13 protein-coding genes are annotated in these 17,689 nt (G+C 52.7%); 10 read left to right on the top strand and 3 right to left on the bottom strand.

Going from position 1 to position 17,689, the window contains the following annotated elements; translation table 11 throughout:
• Positions 1 to 45 precede the first annotated feature (45 nt).
• The 9 genes from LOY38_RS14855 (at position 46) to LOY38_RS14815 (ending at position 11,454) form a co-directional block, all read left to right on the top strand.
• Positions 46 to 2,952, top strand: coding sequence for a type VI secretion system tip protein VgrG (locus tag LOY38_RS14855; RefSeq protein ID WP_258695870.1), 2,907 nt, complete (start codon positions 46 to 48; stop codon positions 2,950 to 2,952).
• Positions 2,949 to 7,655 (top strand): RHS repeat-associated core domain-containing protein, encoded by a 4,707-nt coding sequence (locus tag LOY38_RS14850; protein ID WP_258695869.1) that lies wholly within the window; start codon positions 2,949 to 2,951, stop codon positions 7,653 to 7,655. Before LOY38_RS14855 ends, LOY38_RS14850 begins: the two co-directional genes overlap by 4 nt.
• 17 nt (positions 7,656 to 7,672) lie before the next feature.
• On the top strand, positions 7,673 to 8,290 hold the full coding sequence (locus tag LOY38_RS14845; RefSeq protein WP_258695868.1) for an Imm43 family immunity protein: 618 nt from the start codon (positions 7,673 to 7,675) through the stop codon (positions 8,288 to 8,290).
• A gap of 182 nt (positions 8,291 to 8,472) precedes the next feature.
• Positions 8,473 to 9,087 carry an Imm43 family immunity protein gene (locus tag LOY38_RS14840; RefSeq protein ID WP_258695867.1) on the top strand — a complete coding sequence of 205 codons (615 nt, stop codon included), beginning with the start codon at positions 8,473 to 8,475 and terminating at the stop codon, positions 9,085 to 9,087.
• A 70-nt stretch (positions 9,088 to 9,157) separates the two neighbouring features.
• A complete protein-coding gene (locus LOY38_RS14835) occupies positions 9,158 to 9,496 on the top strand; it encodes a hypothetical protein (protein WP_258695866.1) in 339 nt (112 codons plus the stop codon).
• A gap of 5 nt (positions 9,497 to 9,501) precedes the next feature.
• Positions 9,502 to 9,966: a DUF4265 domain-containing protein gene (locus LOY38_RS14830; RefSeq protein WP_258695865.1), complete on the top strand. Its 465-nt coding sequence runs from the start codon at positions 9,502 to 9,504 to the stop codon at positions 9,964 to 9,966.
• A 52-nt stretch (positions 9,967 to 10,018) separates the two neighbouring features.
• On the top strand, positions 10,019 to 10,360 hold the full coding sequence (locus tag LOY38_RS14825; RefSeq protein ID WP_258695864.1) for a hypothetical protein: 342 nt from the start codon (positions 10,019 to 10,021) through the stop codon (positions 10,358 to 10,360).
• A 21-nt stretch (positions 10,361 to 10,381) separates the two neighbouring features.
• Entirely contained in the window at positions 10,382 to 10,645 is a 264-nt protein-coding gene (locus LOY38_RS14820; RefSeq protein WP_007920142.1) for a PAAR domain-containing protein, read from the top strand.
• A 293-nt stretch (positions 10,646 to 10,938) separates the two neighbouring features.
• The gene (locus LOY38_RS14815; protein WP_258695863.1) at positions 10,939 to 11,454 is read left to right on the top strand and encodes a DUF4823 domain-containing protein; all 516 of its coding nucleotides are present in this window, start codon (positions 10,939 to 10,941) and stop codon (positions 11,452 to 11,454) included.
• Positions 11,455 to 11,574: 120 nt separating this feature from the next.
• Here LOY38_RS14815 and LOY38_RS14810 read toward each other — a convergent pair whose 3' ends face one another.
• Positions 11,575 to 11,961: a hypothetical protein gene (locus tag LOY38_RS14810; protein ID WP_258695862.1), complete on the bottom strand. Its 387-nt coding sequence runs from the start codon at positions 11,959 to 11,961 to the stop codon at positions 11,575 to 11,577.
• A gap of 359 nt (positions 11,962 to 12,320) precedes the next feature.
• On the opposite strand from LOY38_RS14810, the gene LOY38_RS14805 reads away from it, so the two are divergent.
• Positions 12,321 to 13,394: a ParA family protein gene (locus LOY38_RS14805; RefSeq protein WP_258695861.1), complete on the top strand. Its 1,074-nt coding sequence runs from the start codon at positions 12,321 to 12,323 to the stop codon at positions 13,392 to 13,394.
• A gap of 208 nt (positions 13,395 to 13,602) precedes the next feature.
• Here LOY38_RS14805 and LOY38_RS14800 read toward each other — a convergent pair whose 3' ends face one another.
• The gene (locus LOY38_RS14800) at positions 13,603 to 15,870 is read right to left on the bottom strand and encodes a patatin-like phospholipase family protein (RefSeq protein WP_258695860.1); all 2,268 of its coding nucleotides are present in this window, start codon (positions 15,868 to 15,870) and stop codon (positions 13,603 to 13,605) included.
• 852 nt (positions 15,871 to 16,722) lie between these two features.
• A complete protein-coding gene (locus LOY38_RS14795; RefSeq protein WP_258695859.1) occupies positions 16,723 to 17,652 on the bottom strand; it encodes a hypothetical protein in 930 nt (309 codons plus the stop codon).
• Positions 17,653 to 17,689 lie beyond the last annotated feature (37 nt).

Below are 17,689 nucleotides of genomic sequence, written 5' to 3'. Positions count from 1 at the left end.
CTGACGAGATCGGCGTGCGCCGCAGCACTGCGCGAGGAACAAGGGATGTTCTCACCGGCCAACCAGCCTCATTTCAATCTGACCATCGATGGCGTCGACAGCGATTTCCAGGTGCTGTCGTTCACCGGTCGGGAGGCACTCAACACCCCCTTTGAATTCGAGTTGGAACTGGTCAGTGAAAAGGCCTCGATCAACCTCGAAAGCGTGCTGCACAAACTGGCGTTCCTTCAGCTCTCGCCGAGCGGAACGGGCATTCACGGACTGGTCTACAGCGTCGCCCAGGGCGAGGCGGGCAAGCGTCTGACCCGTTACCGGATCTCCCTGCGCCCGCAACTGGCGTACCTCGCGCATCGGGTCAATCAGCGAATTTTCCAGCAGATGACCGTGCAGCAAATCATCAGCCAGGTGCTTGAAGAACACGGCATCCTGGCCAGTGATTACCACTTTCAACTGAGTGCGGTATATCCGGAACGCATCTACTGCGTGCAGTACGACGAGACGGATCTGCACTTCGTCCAGCGCCTGTGCGAGGAGGAGGGGATTCACTACCACTTCCAGCACACCGCCAGCGGCCACAAACTGACCTTCGGCGATGACCAGACGGTGTTCCCGAAACTGGCGCCCGTGGCCTATCAGCAGGACTCGGGCCTGGTGGCAGACAAACCGGTGGTCAAGCGTTTCGGGCTGCGCCTGGCCACGCGCACCAGCCGTACCACGCGGCGTGATTACGATTTCGTCAAACCGAAGATCGAGCTGGAAAGCGATGCCAAGAGCAGCGCTAAACCGGATCTGGAAGATTACGACTACCCGGGCCGTTTCGTGGATCGCGACCGTGGCCGGCATCTGGCCAATCGTGCGCTGGAACGCCATCGCAGCGACTACCGCTTGGCCGAGGGCAACAGCGACCAACCGATCCTGGTCACCGGCCACTTTCTCGCCCTGACCGACCACGCCAATCCGACGTGGAACGACCTGTGGCTGCTCACCGAAATCTTTCACGAAGGCAAGCAGCCGCAAGTGCTGGAAGAGTCGGTGACCAGCGACACTACCGACCTCAAGGACGATTTCCACCAGGGCTATCGCAACCGTTTCAGCGCGATCCCATGGGACGTTCCGTACCGTCCGCCACTGGAGCACCCGAAACCCAAAGTTCTTGGTTCGCAAAGCGCCGTGGTCACCGGCCCGGAAGGCGAGGAGATCTTCTGCGACCAATACGGTCGGGTGAAGGTACAGTTTTTCTGGGATCGCGAAGGTCAACACGACGACAAGACCAGTTGCTGGATGCGTGTGGCCTCCAGTTGGGCCGCCGAGACCTTTGGTTCGATCAATATTCCGCGAATAGGCATGGAAGTGCTGATCACCTTCCTCGAAGGGGATCCCGATCAGCCGCTGATCACCGGTTGCCTTTACCACGGCGCGAACCTGCCGCCGTACAAGCTTCCGGATTTCAAGACGCTGGCCACGGTCAAGAGCAAGGAATACAAGGGCAGTCGTGCCAACGAACTGCGTATCGACGACACCACCAGCGAGATCAGCATTGCGCTGCGCAGCGATCACGGTGCGAGTGCGATCAACCTTGGTTACCTGACTCATCCACGTCCGTCCGGTGGTCAGCCGCGCGGCGAGGGTTTTGAGTTGCGCACCGACCGCCACGGCGCAGTGCGTGCAGGTGCGGGATTGTTGATCACGACCGAGCCGCGTCCAAATGAATCCAAGCACCATAAGGATCTGCCGGAAACCGCAGAGCGCCTGGCCACCGCCAGCGATCAGCAGGACGGCTTTGCCCAGCAGGCCAAAGAGCTGCAGGCCCAGGAACCCGGCGACCAGGATGACGTGGCCAAGGCGCTGCACGCCCAGCACCAAGGCGTGCTCGGCAGCGGCCCGGCAAACATGACGGCCAACGAATTTCCGGAATTCATAGAGCCGCATCTGGTACTGGCAAGTCCTGCCGGCATCGCGCTCACCACGCCGCGCTCCAGCCACATCGCTACCGGCGAGCACTTGGCGCTGAGCAGTACCGGTCACACCAGTCTGTCGATCGGCAAACGCCTCCTGGCCAGTGCCAGCCGTGGTATGCGCCTGTTCGTGCAGAGCATGGGTTGGCGTCTGGTGGCGGCGTCCGGCGACATTGATGTGCGGGCGCTGAAGGACAGCATCAATCTGCTGGCCAAACTCAACATTACCGCCAATGCCAATCGCATCACCATTACCGCCAAGACTGAGCTGGTGATCCAGGGCGGTGGCAGCGCCACGACATACAACGCCGGCGGAATTACTCACGCGACGTCTGGGCCATACACGGCCCACGCGGCGAACTTCGCCTACACAGGGGCGAAAAGTCTGGCGGGGGTCTTCCCCGAGCCGCCGAAACCGGGCAAGGGCAACCTCGAACTATTCAACCAGTACGCCGGGAGCCAGGGCATCAAGGAAGGCGATTACGAAGTTATCGACGCCTTGGGCAAGAGCATCAAGGGCAAGCTTGATGCGAAGGGTTTTGCCAGCGTCTCCGGCGCCGCACCGGGCCCGGCTCGCGTGCTGTTCGGCAAGGATCCGGTGGACACCTGGAGTGACGGCAGCTACATCGGCAAGCCGGAATGGCCGCTGAACCCACCGGGTGCCGATGCCGTGCCAAACCAGGTGCAAGCCATGGTGGCGCAAGTGCTGCCAAGCAAGAACTGGGACATGTTGGAGAAGGGCAAGGAGCTCGCACAGACCGGAATGGGGGGCGTGCAGACCGCGCAGGGCGCGATGCAAACGGCGCAGCAAGTGAAAGGCGCAGTGCAGGGTGGGGTAGCCGGGCTGCCGAAACTGGCGAGCGCAGCCATGCCGAGTGCGTCGGGGATCCTCGGGGCGGCGAACAAGGCGGGCAAGTTGCCGAGTTTGCCGGCGCCAACGTTGCCTAAACCTTCGCTCAAAACTCCTGGGCTGATCGCAAGTGAGATGCTGTCATGACTACCGCAAGCGCAACTCAAAACCGAGAGTCCCAAGTCGCGGTCGTACCGCTCAATCAGATTCAAGTAGCGGATGTCGGACGCGATGCTGCCAAGTTCGATGCATGGCTGCAGGAAGTCAGTGGTGGTTATGTAACGCTTGAGCGGATCAAGTATTTCGCCGGAGCCCTGCCGGTAGTCGGCAATATCATGGCGCTGGTCGACGTCTTGAATGACATTGCCGTTTTATCTCGGAGTGAAAAGCGTGATCCGCTGGATTGGGTCAGCCTTGGCATCGACCTTATCGGTGTAATTCCTGTACCCGCGAATATGGCTGCCGCCCGCATGAGCCTTCGACCGACGCTTTATCTGGTCAGGCAGGAAATGAGGGTCGCCGGCAAGGCTCTCTTGGGCGATGCGTTGATCAACGTGATTGCCGGTCACTTAAACGCGACCATTGTTGGTGAGATTGATAACTTCGTTAAGACGGCTCAATCCTCCTTGCCGGATCTGCTGGATAAAGCTGGACAAAAAGGTGAAGAGTTCCTGACGCAGATTGCCAAGGGACTGAACGCTGTTGTCGACGCTGATCTTGATGCGGGTGCTGACCTCAATCGAGCAGAGAAAAGAATGACCGGTGTGGGAGGGCAACTCCTGCACGATCCCGGCAAGGCCATCAGCAATATTTTCGATGCAGCCTGGGACGTCTATAAGGCGGCCGGAAAAGGAGCAGTCAATAGCGCTGCAAAGCATCTGTTGCCTAACGAAGCCAAGAAACTGGTTCACGATCAGACGACCAAACTGGTTGCCATGGGGCCGGAATTACGGGCTCAACTGAAAAAACTAAGCAATCCGAACATGCCGTTTTCTATCGGTGCGCTCCTGATCGTGTTGGCCAAGGCTGTCGAAGCCTGGAATCTGCGTAACAGGCGTGGTGTCGCTGGTCACGTGAAGGTCGGCGGAACGAGCCAGGCCAAGCATCGGGCGGGCGAGGGCAGAACCGAAGTTAGGAAGACTGAAGTACCGGCGAAGAAAAAGCCTAATGCTGAAAAAAATGGTACCTGTCCAGGTACTTGCGACAGCATCAGCTTTGCAATCGGTTCTGAAAGTATTGCTCATACGGATTTCAATCTGGCCGGCCCGTTCCCGATCGAGTGGACGCGTATCTACAGCTCGGATCTGGGTGCTTATGACCTTGGCGACTTGGGTGCACGATGGATCACTTCATTCACAACACGATTCGACCTCATCGACGGTGCCTTGCAGTTCCATGATGCGGATGGCCGCAGCCATGACTTTCCGTTGCCCAAAGTCGACCTGTTTCACTATGACGCCATTGAAAATCTCACTGTTGTCCGGGTAAGTGACGACAAACTGTTGCTCTGCCGTGGTTTTGAACGCAAGGAAACCTACGTACGTCGTGGCCAGCAGTTTTTGCTGGCCGGTGTGGAGTTGCGAAGCGGCGCCGGCATCATGCTGCATTACGAACACCGCCACGGTAATCGGACGATTCTGTCCGACCTGATTACCTATGAGGGGGATCTGAGCAAAGTACATTTGCATCTCGGGACAATGATTGATGAACTAGGACGTTTGACCGGTCTCTGGGAAATTCGTGACGGGGAACCTCTGCGTCAGCTGTGTTCCTATGTTTACGATTCGGCGGGCGATCTGGTACAGGCACAAGATGAAAATGGTGCTGCTTGGCGTTATCAGTATCAACATCACCTGATCACCCGTTACACCGACCGAACTGGCCGGGGTATGAATTTGCAATGGCAAGGCTACGGTGCTGACGCCAAGGCTGTTCGCGAGTGGGCTGACGACGGCAGTTTCGATACGCGTCTGGAATGGGATGAAAACATTCGTCTGGTGTACGTCACTGACGCGCTCGGTCACGAAACCTGGCACTACTTTGACAGCCTTGGTTATACCTACCGCATCCGGCACGCAGATGATCGCTCCGATTGGTTCTTCCGTGATAACGCCAAGAACGTGATCCGTCACGTCCGTGCCGATGGTCGCTCGGATCGCTACAGCTATGACGAACGAAGCAATCTTCTTGAGCATATCCGTACAGATGACACGGTAGTGCACTTTGCCTACGACGATCACGATCAACTGATCAAGATCAGCGATGCTGAGGGGGGCCAGTGGACAAGAGCATATGACGACTCAGGCAATCTTGTTGAGAGCGTCGATCCACTGGGTAACAAGACTGAATACGCTTACAACCCGGCCGGGATGCCAACCGCAGTCAAGGATGCCAACGGCAATGAAAAGAAACTCTCCTATAACACTTCCGGGCAACTGGTGGAGTACGTCGACTGTTCAGGCAAGACCAGTGCCTGGGAGTACAACGAACGTGGGCAAATGGTTTGCTTCACAGATGCCGCCGGCCAGAGCACTGAGTACGAGTACAAAGCCGGGCAACTGATGTTGATCAAGCATCCGGACAAGACCGAAGAGCGTTTTGAGCGCGATGCGGAAGGCCGTTTGCTGACTCATGTTGATGGTCTAGATCGTTGCACGACATGGAAGTACAGCGCGGCAGGATTGATTGCCGAGCGGGTCGATGCGCTGGAGCATGCCGTTCGTTATCGCTGGGACAAGCTAGGACGTCTGGTTGCGCTGGAAAACGAGAATGAGCGGCGCGCCCACTTCAGCTATGACCCGGTCGGCCGCTTGCTGGAAGAAGCAGCTTTTGATGGGCGCTCAACCCGGTACTTGTATGAACCCGAAACTGGTCGACTTGCGAAAATCTACAATGGAGAGCATTGCGTCGAGGTTCGTTTTGACTCAATGAATCGTTTGGTTGAACGTCGAGCCATTTTGGGTGAACAGCAGCAGAGCGAAACTTTCAATTACGACGGCAATAGCAAACTGATCATGGCTTGCAATGCCGACAGCCGCCTGCAGTGGTTTCATGATCCGGCGGGCAACATACTGCGTGAACACCAACATTATCTGGGCCTGGAAAGCCCGATGGTCGCCGTATGGCAGCACGAGTACGATGCACTCAATCAGCGGGTTGCCACCGTTCGCCCCGATGGACACCGTGTCAGCTGGCTGACTTACGGTAGCGGACACTTACTGGGCTTGCGTCTGGACGATCATGAGTTGGCCGGTTTCGAGCGCGATGACTTACATCGCGAAGTCGCCCGTCACCAAGGGAACCGCCTGCTGCAAACGCAGAAATGGGATCCCGCCGGACGACTGCAAGAGCAGATGCTGGAACGTGGTGATGACAAGTCCGTGCTGCTCAAGCGCGACTACAAATACGATGCTGCCGGTCAACTGACGGATATCAATGATGGTCGTCGAGGCCCACTGTCCTATCGCTATGATCCTGTAGGTCGTTTAATCAGTGCCGTCACGCGGCTTGGGGTCGAAACATTTGCTTTCGATCCAGCCGGCAACCTTCTGGATGAAAAAGCCTTTGATATCCGCAGGCCCCTGGATCAGGAGCCCGTGCGCAGCAAACTTCTCAATAACTTGTTGCGTGAGTACACAGGCACGCACTACGAGTACGACGAGCGCGGAAATCAGGTCAAGCGTTGGAGTAATGGCAGTGTGTGCGAGATGCGATGGGATCTGTTCGATCGCCTAGTGCATTTCGAAGATGACCGTCTGGCGGTGGATTATGCCTACGACCCACTCGGTCGCCGCCTGCACAAAAACTCCCGAGCGCACTACAAGCATCGTCCAGAGGCCGGATCTCTGTGGAATCGTAATGAACATGCACGCAAACAACGTGAGTATGGTTGCGGCTTCACGATGTTCGGTTGGGACGGTGACAATCTGGCGTGGGAGAGCAGTCCCGCTCAGCTGGATGGTGATACCGGACGCACTGTTCATTACGTTTTTGAGCCCGGTACATTCAATCCAGTGGTACAGGCGCTAAGTCACGAGCCTATTCGTTTGGTGCCTCAACCCATTTACGGTGATGTTTATACACCGGACGAGGATCCACTGTGGAATCACGCGCCTGTTCCTCAACCGTTTGAGGCGATCGCGTGGTATCAATGCGATCACCTCGGCACGCCACAAGAACTTACCGACCAGCAGGGTGAAATGGTATGGAGCGCGCAGTACAAGGTGTGGGGGCAAGCTATTGAACAACGCTCATCCTCGGCCCAGCAACAAGGGTTGAATAACCCGATCCGCTTCCAAGGGCAGTATCACGATCATGAGACTGGGCTGCATTACAACCGCCATCGGTACTACGACCCTAGCGTCGGTCGCTTCGTGTCTCGTGATCCAATCGGATACGCCGGCGGTATCAACTTCTATCAGTATGTGATCAGCCCGACCCAGTGGGTCGATCCGAATGGACTATGCAGTAGCACGCTCAATCGGGCATTGGGTGGCAAAGCCCATGACAAAATGCAGGCGCATCACCTCATCCCCGAGGAAGTGTGGGGACGGCAAGCCAGCTTCTTCTCGGATATTGGGATGGGTGGAGAACGCGATAAAAAGGAAAACGGTCTGTTGATGCCTGACAGTGCTGATCAGGCCAAGAAAACCAAGCGTGTTTTTTACCATTGTGGGTCGCATGGTAGGGTCTATACGCCAATGGTTGAAAATATGGTTGAAAAAGTTCGTGATGACTATGATTCTGGCGATATCGATAAGGCACAGGCTCGCTCCCAGATTTCAGCAATCCAATCCAGACTAAGAGCGAGTTTGTCTGTGCCTGGAACAAAACAACGTCGAGTTCGATGAATAAGGAGTTGTACGTCATGAATTATTATGTGCTTTCTCAAAAGGAAGACTCTGGCTGCCCTATAGGTATTATCTATGCCGATCTTTTTGATAAGTTTTATCCCAATACAAAGGGCGTTGAGTTTGGGTTTTTCCCATGGTATGCGCAAAAAGGGAAGCCCGGGCCACGTACACCGTTTCCCGAAGGCATGGTTTTGATCTCTAAGGATAAGTACTATGATTTTGATATTCGTAGTGTTTCCCGATTTTTTTATGTAGTAAGTGATGAGTTTTTGGCTGCTTGTAATAGCCTTAATGTGAAAATTGTTGACAGTGTTGCAATTGAGGTCGTTTCCGAGGCGGGCAAGCGTATCTCTTCAAAAAATTACAATGCTGTATTGTTCGATGAGATGGATGTTCGGACAAATTGCGATCCGGCCTCTACGTTTGTCGAAGAAAATGGTAGGCCCATCAGGTTCAAGAAATTAATCCTCCCTGATGATTGGAAGCTAGATGTTTTCAAATACAAGAGACTTGTTTCAGGTAGTGATAGCCTGATCTGCTCTCAGTCGTTCAAGGATTTGGCGACCGATTTCAAGGGTATTGAATTTACCCCTTTGGAAACAGTTGTCTGGTCTGGGATTCGACGAATTTGAAAGGTAAAAATCCGGGTTGCCAATTGGATATAAAAATCAGCCATGTTAAATGTTGATAAAGAAGCTGCCCAATAGACGCTGATGTGGTTTTCTGCACATGAGGCAGCTGATAAAAGTTTGACGTGGGATGTTAAAGGTTGAGGCGACTGAGCCATCAACCATTATCGACGATTGTGAGTGGAATGGAACATTACGTGCTTTCTCAGAAGGAAGAATCTGGTTGCCCGGCTGGCTTCTTGCAGGCAGATCTTTACGATAAATTTTACTCAGATATCAAAGGTGTCGAGTATGGATTTTTTCCGTGGTATGCGGAGAAGATTCATTACAAAACGCACACGCCCTATCCAGAAGGTATGGTGCTTATTTCTAAAGATAAGTTCTATGATTTCGATATACGCAGTGTGGCGCGTTTCTACATAGTCAGTGATGATTTTATGTCTATTTGCAGCGATCTGGACGTAGGTATTACTGACGCGGTGCCCATTCAGGTGGTTTCCAAAGGTGGGGGAACTATTTCATCCAAAAGCTACAATGCCGTACTTTTTGAAGAGCTAGATGCGCGCTCGGAGACCGATCCTGCTTCTACTTTTATAGAAGAGGATGGGTTGGTTTTCAGATTCAAAAAATTAGTGCTGCCTCCAGGGTTCAAGCGTGATCTGTTCAAATTCAAGGGATTGATTTCAGGAAGTAATACGCTTATTTGCTCGCGTGAATTCAAAGAGCTTGCAAGAGATATTAAAGGAGTAAACTTTACGCCTTTGAAAAGCGTGCTTTGGTCGGCTATCAAGCCAATTTGAGTGTGAAAGGTTGACGCAGTTGCAATCATCAGTGAACTCCGGGCGGCTTGCTTACGGACTGCGAGCCTTCGTGAAGGTCAAGCAGCTCGTCATTGCGATCAACCAGCGTGATTCTCAGGCACTGCAATGCGATTTCGGGATTTCTAGCGTAGTGGCTGACGAAATTTACGAAGCCATTGACGATTACTTTGATAGAGGTACAAAGGTATCAATCTGTCCCGAGAGGGAGGTTTTTGAGTCGCGTGGAAAGCAACGGCCGTTTGTTGATGTTTACGAAACAGACGATGGTGCGCTTCGGTTGGAATATGTCCTTTTTGCTGACGGAAAACCCAGCGAAGCGATACTCCATATAGCGGTATCGGAAACAGATTCGCAGCCTTCTCTTTATTACAAGTACATCGGTTCTTGAACTTTATGCTTATTGAAGTATTTGCAGGCACCAGCGACGAAGATCCAGTATTCGAGGAACTCCCGGCTCGTCAGTTGGGTACTGCAACCTATGAGCTGCTGTCCTCACCAGGTCTGGCGCTCAATATGGCCCGAGGAGACGTCATCTCCATCGAGGATAGAAACACTCATGCGGTAGTTCTTGAGCGAGGCGGCAATTTCTGCATCCACATCTACGCCGACTATATCCCTGCTGAGGACATCGCCGGGCTTGAAAGCGATGTCAGATGCGAGCTCGGTGGCACGCTGGATGGTGTGTTTGAGGGCAATCTTTCGTTGGCCGTACCTGCGGGCAATGGGATGGACAAGATCAATGAGTTTTTTGATCGGTTTCGCGATAGAACCGGGATTCAATGGTATTACGCGAACATCTATCAAAATCTGGATGACGATGATGACGAGACGCTGTTGAACTGGTGGCTTGAAGACTGACAATCCCAAGTCCGCAATCGAATGGCATCGGATCGACAAGCAAGGAGTGGCTGTGAGCGAACATGAACGGGTATATCCCAACGCCGCGCAGAAAGCGATCTGCGAAAAATACGGGATGGGAGTGTTTCTACCCGAAGAGATGATTGCTATCGCCATCGAGTCGCTCGGGAAAACACCTGTCTACGGCACCCGAATGGAGCTGCCGGAAGGGGGAGATGTCAGTTGGTTCATTCACTGCGGTGAATATTCAGCAGCGACTGATTTTTACCAGCCGATTCACGTTCATCATGTGAGTGAAATGCTGCCGCTGGTCATTAAGTATCTATGCCTGCCAACAGGCGCAAAATTCATCATCGATACCCAAGGGTACGAAGACGTCTGGATGGCTGAATAACCTGGTCAAAGGAGTGACAACATGAAAGACGCAATTCGCTTGGGCGACTCCACCACACACGGTGGCAAGGTGCTCGAAGCTTTCTCCCGAACCGACCTCAACGGCAAGCCGATTGCTGGGGTCGGTCACAAGGTCAGTTGCCCGTTGTGCAAAGGGGTTTTCCCGATTGCCGAGGGCAGTAGCACCTACACCGTCGATGGCACGCCCATCGCTCTGGACGGCATGAAAACCGCCTGTGGCGCCGCACTTATTGCCAGTGGCCCCAAGGGGGCGGTTGTCAGTTGAATCTCTGAATTTCACGTGGGCTTCATTACTCCAGGACACGGCCTCAGTCGTGTGCCCGATGGCCCGCTTGATCGTAGGGCGGCTAATAACCGCTATACGACATCCAGCGATGCGTATCCATCCGCATGCGAGAGCATGATGTACATCCTTGTCAGAGGGGCGTGCCAATCCGTCCGGCTCTGAGATTCACAAGCATGTCCTGGCTGCGCGTAGGTTTCCTCACTGCGCACAGGGAGCTTTGTTATATTCCTTTGATCTCTAAATGCCATGCAGGCCCTTACAAGGATGTATTGATGCGCATTCTCCTGACTCTCGCCTTAATTGCCGTGCTCTCTGGTTGCGCGGACTCACACCGCTGGTCACCACAACAAAATGGCTCAGCACGTATTACGGCAAGCGAGCGGATCTTTGTCACGACACCTGCTGACGGCCAATACGGTGATAACGTTTACAGCGGCTCTGGTCGTAACACTACGAAGATCATTTACAACGCCACGAGCGCCAAGTCCCGTCTGGTGCGCATTGGCGGTTTGGCTGAAAATTTTGAGGATGCCGCTGCCCAAGCTCAGCGCGCAGATCAAGACATCTTGATCTTCCCAACCATCCTGCACTGGGAGGATCGAGCGACAGAATGGTCGATGATCCCTGACAAAGTAGAAATCAAAGTCGAAGTCATACGGGTTCAAACTGGCGACGTCATTAGCTCTGGGATTATCAAGGGCAGCAGTGGGCTGGCTACTCTAGGAGGGGATCACCCTCAAGACCTGTTACCGGAGCCGATTGCTGAGTTTGTTTCGTCACTGTTTTAAACTGCTGGCAGATACCAGTAAGGCTGTGAGTGAGTTGTTCGGTGTTCAGGCGTGACTGCGACTGGTCGTGATGTCTCATCCTAGCTTATCGATCACCGCATGGCAGGCATTGAGAAATCACTATTGATTTGATGCAGAGCCTGCTTCTCTTAAGCGTGGGTAATCATCGAGCGCAAGGCTAGGCTCACCATCGTCCATCGGCTCGCGCACCGGTTTATGTATCACTCCGGCTTCAGCATCCGCACGCATCTGCTCTAGCTCCTTGTGAAATGCCTTGTCCTGAACTGTTGGCTTGCTGGTGTATGGCTTTCGTTCCGGTTCAGGCTTGGCTGCATAAGTAGTCACCGCGTCAGGGTTGTGCTGCAGTTTTTCTTGAACTTGAGATTCCAGCATCGCACGAAGCGCGTCTTTATCGGGGCGAGTCAGCAATTTGTTACTCCTATCAGGAAACCAGCACCCAGTAATCGACTGAGTCAGTGGCCGGTTGGTGAAAATCAAATCGATCATGTCGATAATTTGGGCTGTAGGTGCAGAGGTGGATCATCAATTTCTTCCAACACGGCGAAAGTGTCAAATTGACAGTTTCTCACCATCCCAACCAGTAGCTCGGTTGTGAGCGGAGCCAGGCTTTTACTTTCTTCATTTGGCTCAGCTCGCAAAGCTCTGGCCTTCCACTGACTAGAAAATCTAGCAACGGCTGTCTGTCCATCTTCGCAGGGAACCACTCGGTGACTTCAACATTGCAGTGGCTGGACTCGCTTAGCCAGGTGAGTCAATATTATTTTAGGTTTGTCAATAGGAGGCCGTTTCACCTATGCGAATGTTTGGCTGAAGTATAGTCTAAGCAGAAATAAAGGAGGGAAAGTATGAGTGTAGTAATTAAGCCCGAGGAACTGAAGGAGCTGAGACTGTCAAAACAGATTTCGATTAAAAGCGCGGCAGAATCGGTAGAAAGGAGTTTTCGTACTTGGCAGGGATATGAGGCGCCCAAGGATTTGGAGTCCCATATATCAATTCCATCTGAAATATTTAATAAATTTCTTCGCGCTCATAGGATGTTTTGGCCGTCCGCAAAGGTTGTAAGTGTGACGGCCTACAAGGGAGGGGTGGGTAAGTCGCCGATTACGATTGCGGTGGCAGCTTCATTCGCGTCAAAGGGCTTCAAAGTTGCCGTCGTAACCAACGATCCGGTGTATCGTAGCTATAGCGAAAGTGAAAAAGCTGGCATGAAGGCTTTGGGGAGGGCTGCAGCTTTGCTCGACTTTTATGATGAGTCTGATGTCATCATGTATGCGGGGGAGACGCAAAGGCTCAAGCAAGCTATAGAAAAAAACCAGCAAGATGCTTCCTATTTAGTTTGCAGGGACGATATAGACACGCTGTCACGAAAGCAGGCCTCTACGATGGAGTTCGACGAATTAAAGAAAAAATATGACGTCTTATTTTTGGATATCAATCGTAACCTCGCTCAAACACTTATAAAATCCGATCTTGTTGCGTTGCTGGTGGATCTGTCTTGCCCATTTGCGTACTCCAGCACTCAGAGCTATTGCAATAAAATGCGCGAATTAAATGGCGGAGTGATGAGTGCGATATACATGTTACTAACCAACCTTTCCCCGGCGCCTAAATTTGTAGGCCTTTGTGAGAGAGAGACTCCTGAAATAGACGAGATGAATGAGCTCCTTGTGTGGCGTTCGGATTTCGGTGCTAGGAATTACAAAAAACTTTTGGAGTTGGACGTACCTTATTTACGTTCAAGGTTTTCGTCGGATTATGAGTATCGAATTGATCGGTATGATGATGAGCAGTCTGCTGTCGAAAATTATTTTTGTTATTTCGATACTGTCATGGATATTGCTCCTCATTCTCTTGCCGCAATCGAGGTTCTGGAGGTAGCTAATGAATTGGAAAGTCTTTTGTGGATGCACCCTGATTGAACTTTGAAACCCTTCATTCAGCGTGCCTAGTTTTAGGTTGTAGTCGTAAACAATGCAGCTCACCTGCTTGAAAAGTGGAAACGATGATTGAAGTTTTTTCCCGTATGCTGGGTTGCTTGGCGGGGAGCGCTGGGGCAGTACCGGAACCCCGCGAAGGCCCTTGGGCATGTAAAGGACAACCCTCGACTCATGCCCCTTTACGTCATTGCTAAGTAGATTTCATTGTCTGGCTCGGTGCTTTGAACTCGCATGATTTTGTTGCCCCCGGTCTACGCAACTTGGCATCCACTAGCAAAGGCATCGCATTGCGACGCTGGTAACGCAATTCTTCGAGGAAGCGATCTTCTTTGACGGCGCCCCCTTCGGCGAAGAACCAACTGACACGATTGGAGTAATAGGCTGCAAGATCGCGCATGGCGCCATAGATCCAGGGCGATGAGTCCATTGTCAGGGCGACGGTGCCGAACTGCGGATAGTTCGGACAGCCGTCGCTGGCCATGCCATCGCTATTGCCGAAGTTTTTGCTGATAAACGCATACACCTCACAGGATGGGGGCGGGGCGCCTTGCCACATAGGACTGTCTTTCGCCCCATTAGGTGTGGTGCACGCATGGCGTACGATTCCCTGACAATTTTTATTACTGCCTTGGCTGCAGGCGTCGCTGATGGATTGCAACTGAACCCGCATCGACTTCGTCCCCAAGGCGGGTTTGATCAAGAACAGGTGAGCGGCGTACTGATCTTTGATGAGATTGGCGGGAAGGTTCTCGCAGTCCGAATTGGCCAGCGCTGTGGAAACGATACAGCCGACCAATACCGGGTGCTCCCAAGCGTAGATGTCGTAACCGGTGAGTTCGTACTTCACGATTTTGCACTGCTTATCCAGACTGCTCAAACCAGGCAACAGCAGGGTCAGTCCTTGGTCTGCGAGTCCATCCTTTAGTCGACAGATGTCAGCCATCCAACCCTCGCGGTCTTGCGCATGGTCGGAAATGATCAGGTTGGAGACGCCTCGGCGCACGAGTGCATAGGCGCCAAGATTCTCTGACATGCCGCCGTCTGACAGGTGAATGAAGGTTGAATGTTTGGCATCGCCCAAGCGCTCGACATGGTAGAGCGGGAAGGGCAAAAGGTAGTGCATTCCATAGATGGTTTGGCTGCTGTTGTTTGGATTAGGAAATGAAAGACCCCAGTCCAGCGCTGCAATTTTTTGTAGGGCATTTAGGACGTTGCGCTCGGGCGGCTCGGTCAGCACCTTCTGCTGGGAATCGAGGAAGGCTGCGGACGACACGACGGCTTTGGCAGGTGTCAGGCCCGCTAAAGTACCTGGCCGATGCCCGTACAGCCCTGAACCGTATTGGTAAGAATTAACCTCGAAGGCGGAAAGGAAAAATTGCTGCTGCTTACCAACGTCGAACACGCTGCGATCCTCCCCAGCGGTAGCGTTGATGATCCATAGTGGCGCGCCCTTTACCTCATAAGCCCTCTGAAGTTGGGTATAACTTAGAGATCTAGCTTGCTCAATATCGCCTTCCAATCGGACGCTGGTGCCGTACATCGTCGTAATGCAGGCGTCGTCTTTTTCATCACAATTAGGTGGGCTGGCACCATAGGTGCGTGCGATGCCTTTGGCGTAAGCGTGCTGCGTGCTTGAGAGATTGATGTTCCAATCAAAGACAATATTGGCTAACGCGTTAAGAACAATCGAGCCGATTTCTAGTGGAACCATTTCCAGCGTTTCATTAGTAAAGCGCTGGTCATCCTCGGTGGTGGTGTAGTCGAAGGCATGGGCGCCAAACATGTTCAGCCCTGTGCTGAAAATGTCCTGGTAGCCCCGTAAGGCATTTTGGACGCGGTAAGGATCTTTGCCTAATTCAGGTCGATTTAACGCAGTCAGGCGCAGGTCATATTGATGTTGGGTATGCTGGCGCTTTTCGTCGGTCTCAAATTGATCATCCCCTGCAATTTTAAGCAGATTCGAATTGTTTTGAGGTGGGCAGGGTAGAGGTTGGCCTACAAGCCAGGGTTCCTCCGATGTTCCGCTGACACCCAAGATTTCCATGTAACGCGAAGGGAAACAATCAAGAAAGAGTGCTTGTTGGAATGCAACAGGGGTTGGCTTATTTTGCTCAAACGTCGGATCGTCGAAAACCAGGCGGGCGTAATACCAGTAGGCGGCGTAGCTGCCACCAGATACCGAGGAAATAACATCCACGTGTTCCATCTGGCCGGACGACACCAGCCCCTTGAGTATACCAATGGAAAACCCCGAAGCCTTGGTGCCACCGCCCGCGAGCGCTAAGCCAAGGTTGGGGGGGTGGCCTGCAACAGGTCGTCGCTCGACACCAAATTCATGATTTAGGTTTTTACTGCTGAAATCCAGATTAGGTGCCTTGGGCGGGGTGCCACAGCCTGTGGTCAACAGGCCGGTGAGCACCAGCCAAGTCCACCACGACGAAACTACTGGAATCTTCATTTCAATCCCCATCCCTGGTTCGATGCTGGCCTATTGTCAGTATTTCCAGCGTAGTAGCTACTTCCATACACCGCTACTGAGTAACGGTTAATCATGTTCGACTGCTTCGTCCGATATGGACATTGGTACGCTGCCGTCGGCAAATCCAAGCGGGTTTGACTCATAGCCCAGTTGGCCTGGCGCGAGGGGGCATTTCTAAGGCTATTTGCATCTCGTCCACATCGTTGGCGCGTAGGGCAAAAGCAGGTCGATTCAACACAGTAGAAAGCGATCGCTTAGTCGCCTTGATCACCGTCTTTCAAGAAGCCCTTGACTTGTTCGAAGGTGATGTGAACGCTGCGAGAGAATGGATGGAGTTGCCGGCTAGGCTCCAGGTTTGAGAGGCAAGGCGCTGCCGCTATCAAGGCCATAATTCATAGGCAGTGCCCTGAGGCCAGTTCCTGCAAGCGGAGCGCGCGGGCGAGCAGGATGAAAGCTCTCCAGGGCCGAGATCCGCATCGCGGGGGGTGTGGGGGCAGTTTACGACAGCCATCCGCCGTAGGCGGCACGCCAATCTAGAAAACCTGCGCGCACTCGGCGATGACTTGGGCCTTGAAAGACTTGGAGTAGGAACGGCGTTCTTGTGGCATGGGCGTCCGCTTAAAGGCTAAAAATGGTGTCCACTTAAAATACGCGGACACCATCGCCCTTAATGCTGGAGTTCGGAAGGTGTGTTGGCTGGACGCTTACTAGCGAGGGGCATTTACTACTTGATCTCGGCCTGCCAGCGCTCTGGCGCTACCGATGCGCCAGAGCATGAATCGCAGTTATACTGTTCCGACTAACCCTTCAGCTCTGGCAGCTTCTTTATAGCTATTGTTTAGCCTCTTTAGCCGCCTTTGCATCTTTTGCATCTTTCTTAGCCTTTGCGAATGTTTGCGCTGAGCTAAGGAAAGTATCGATGTAGTCCATTCCGTTGGGGAGGCCCGAGGGCTCAGCTGTTGCAGTGGCACCACAGGAGGCGCCCGCAGTCACAGTGCCCTTGGGTGGAAATGCAAGAGTCTGAACGAAGTTTGAGTCAGCTACCATAACCGTCGATTCCGCGACTTTATCAAAACCATTACTGGTTTTAAAATACAACTGAATATCAACTTGTCTGCAGGCCGAATACAAAAATGATCCGGATTTGTAGATTGAGTCATTTTTTATGGGTTGAGGAAATGAATCCAACGGGATACGACCAATGTTAATTTTTGCCATATAATCTTTCGCTTCATTGAATGTAATATTTGCCATACAGCGAGATGGGGCACCATCGCAAGCCTCCAATAAAGGTTGGATCGCTATTCCGTCTGGAAGTTTTGCCGAAGAGATTTCCGTGGCGGAAACTAAAAATGGAAGAGCCTTACCTGCAGCACCTATCGTTTTTTCCATCAATGACATGCGTTTGTCCTCAGTGGTCAAAGCGATGCTTTTAATAAGCGGCGTATCCCCCCGATAAGCAGGAACTCCAAGCGTTTCCACCCCCCAATTTTCCCAAGCCGATGTGCCTGAAACATAATACCGGTTGCCGCTAGTCTCTGGAACAGGTACTGATACGATATCAATGCCTTCGACAACAAAAGAGGGCGCAGGGCCTTTTTTTAAACTGAACTTGATAACTGACTCTGAAAAGCTAAATTTCGTTAAACCTGTTTCATCCGGCCCCTTGATTTGACCATACTTCACCAAAGGCGATGCGCAGCCGCTTAGTAAAATAGCTGCGCAGAGTAAACTTAAACTTGTTCCTGAGGAAATATTCATGGCGCATCCTTCTTGTCGATTAATGTTGCTGTTTGAT

It is taken from the genome of Pseudomonas sp. B21-015 (assembly GCF_024749285.1).
GTDB lineage: Bacteria > Pseudomonadota > Gammaproteobacteria > Pseudomonadales > Pseudomonadaceae > Aquipseudomonas.
The sequence above is the reverse complement of the archived record's forward strand: the minus strand, read 5'-3'. Positions and strand labels throughout refer to the sequence as shown.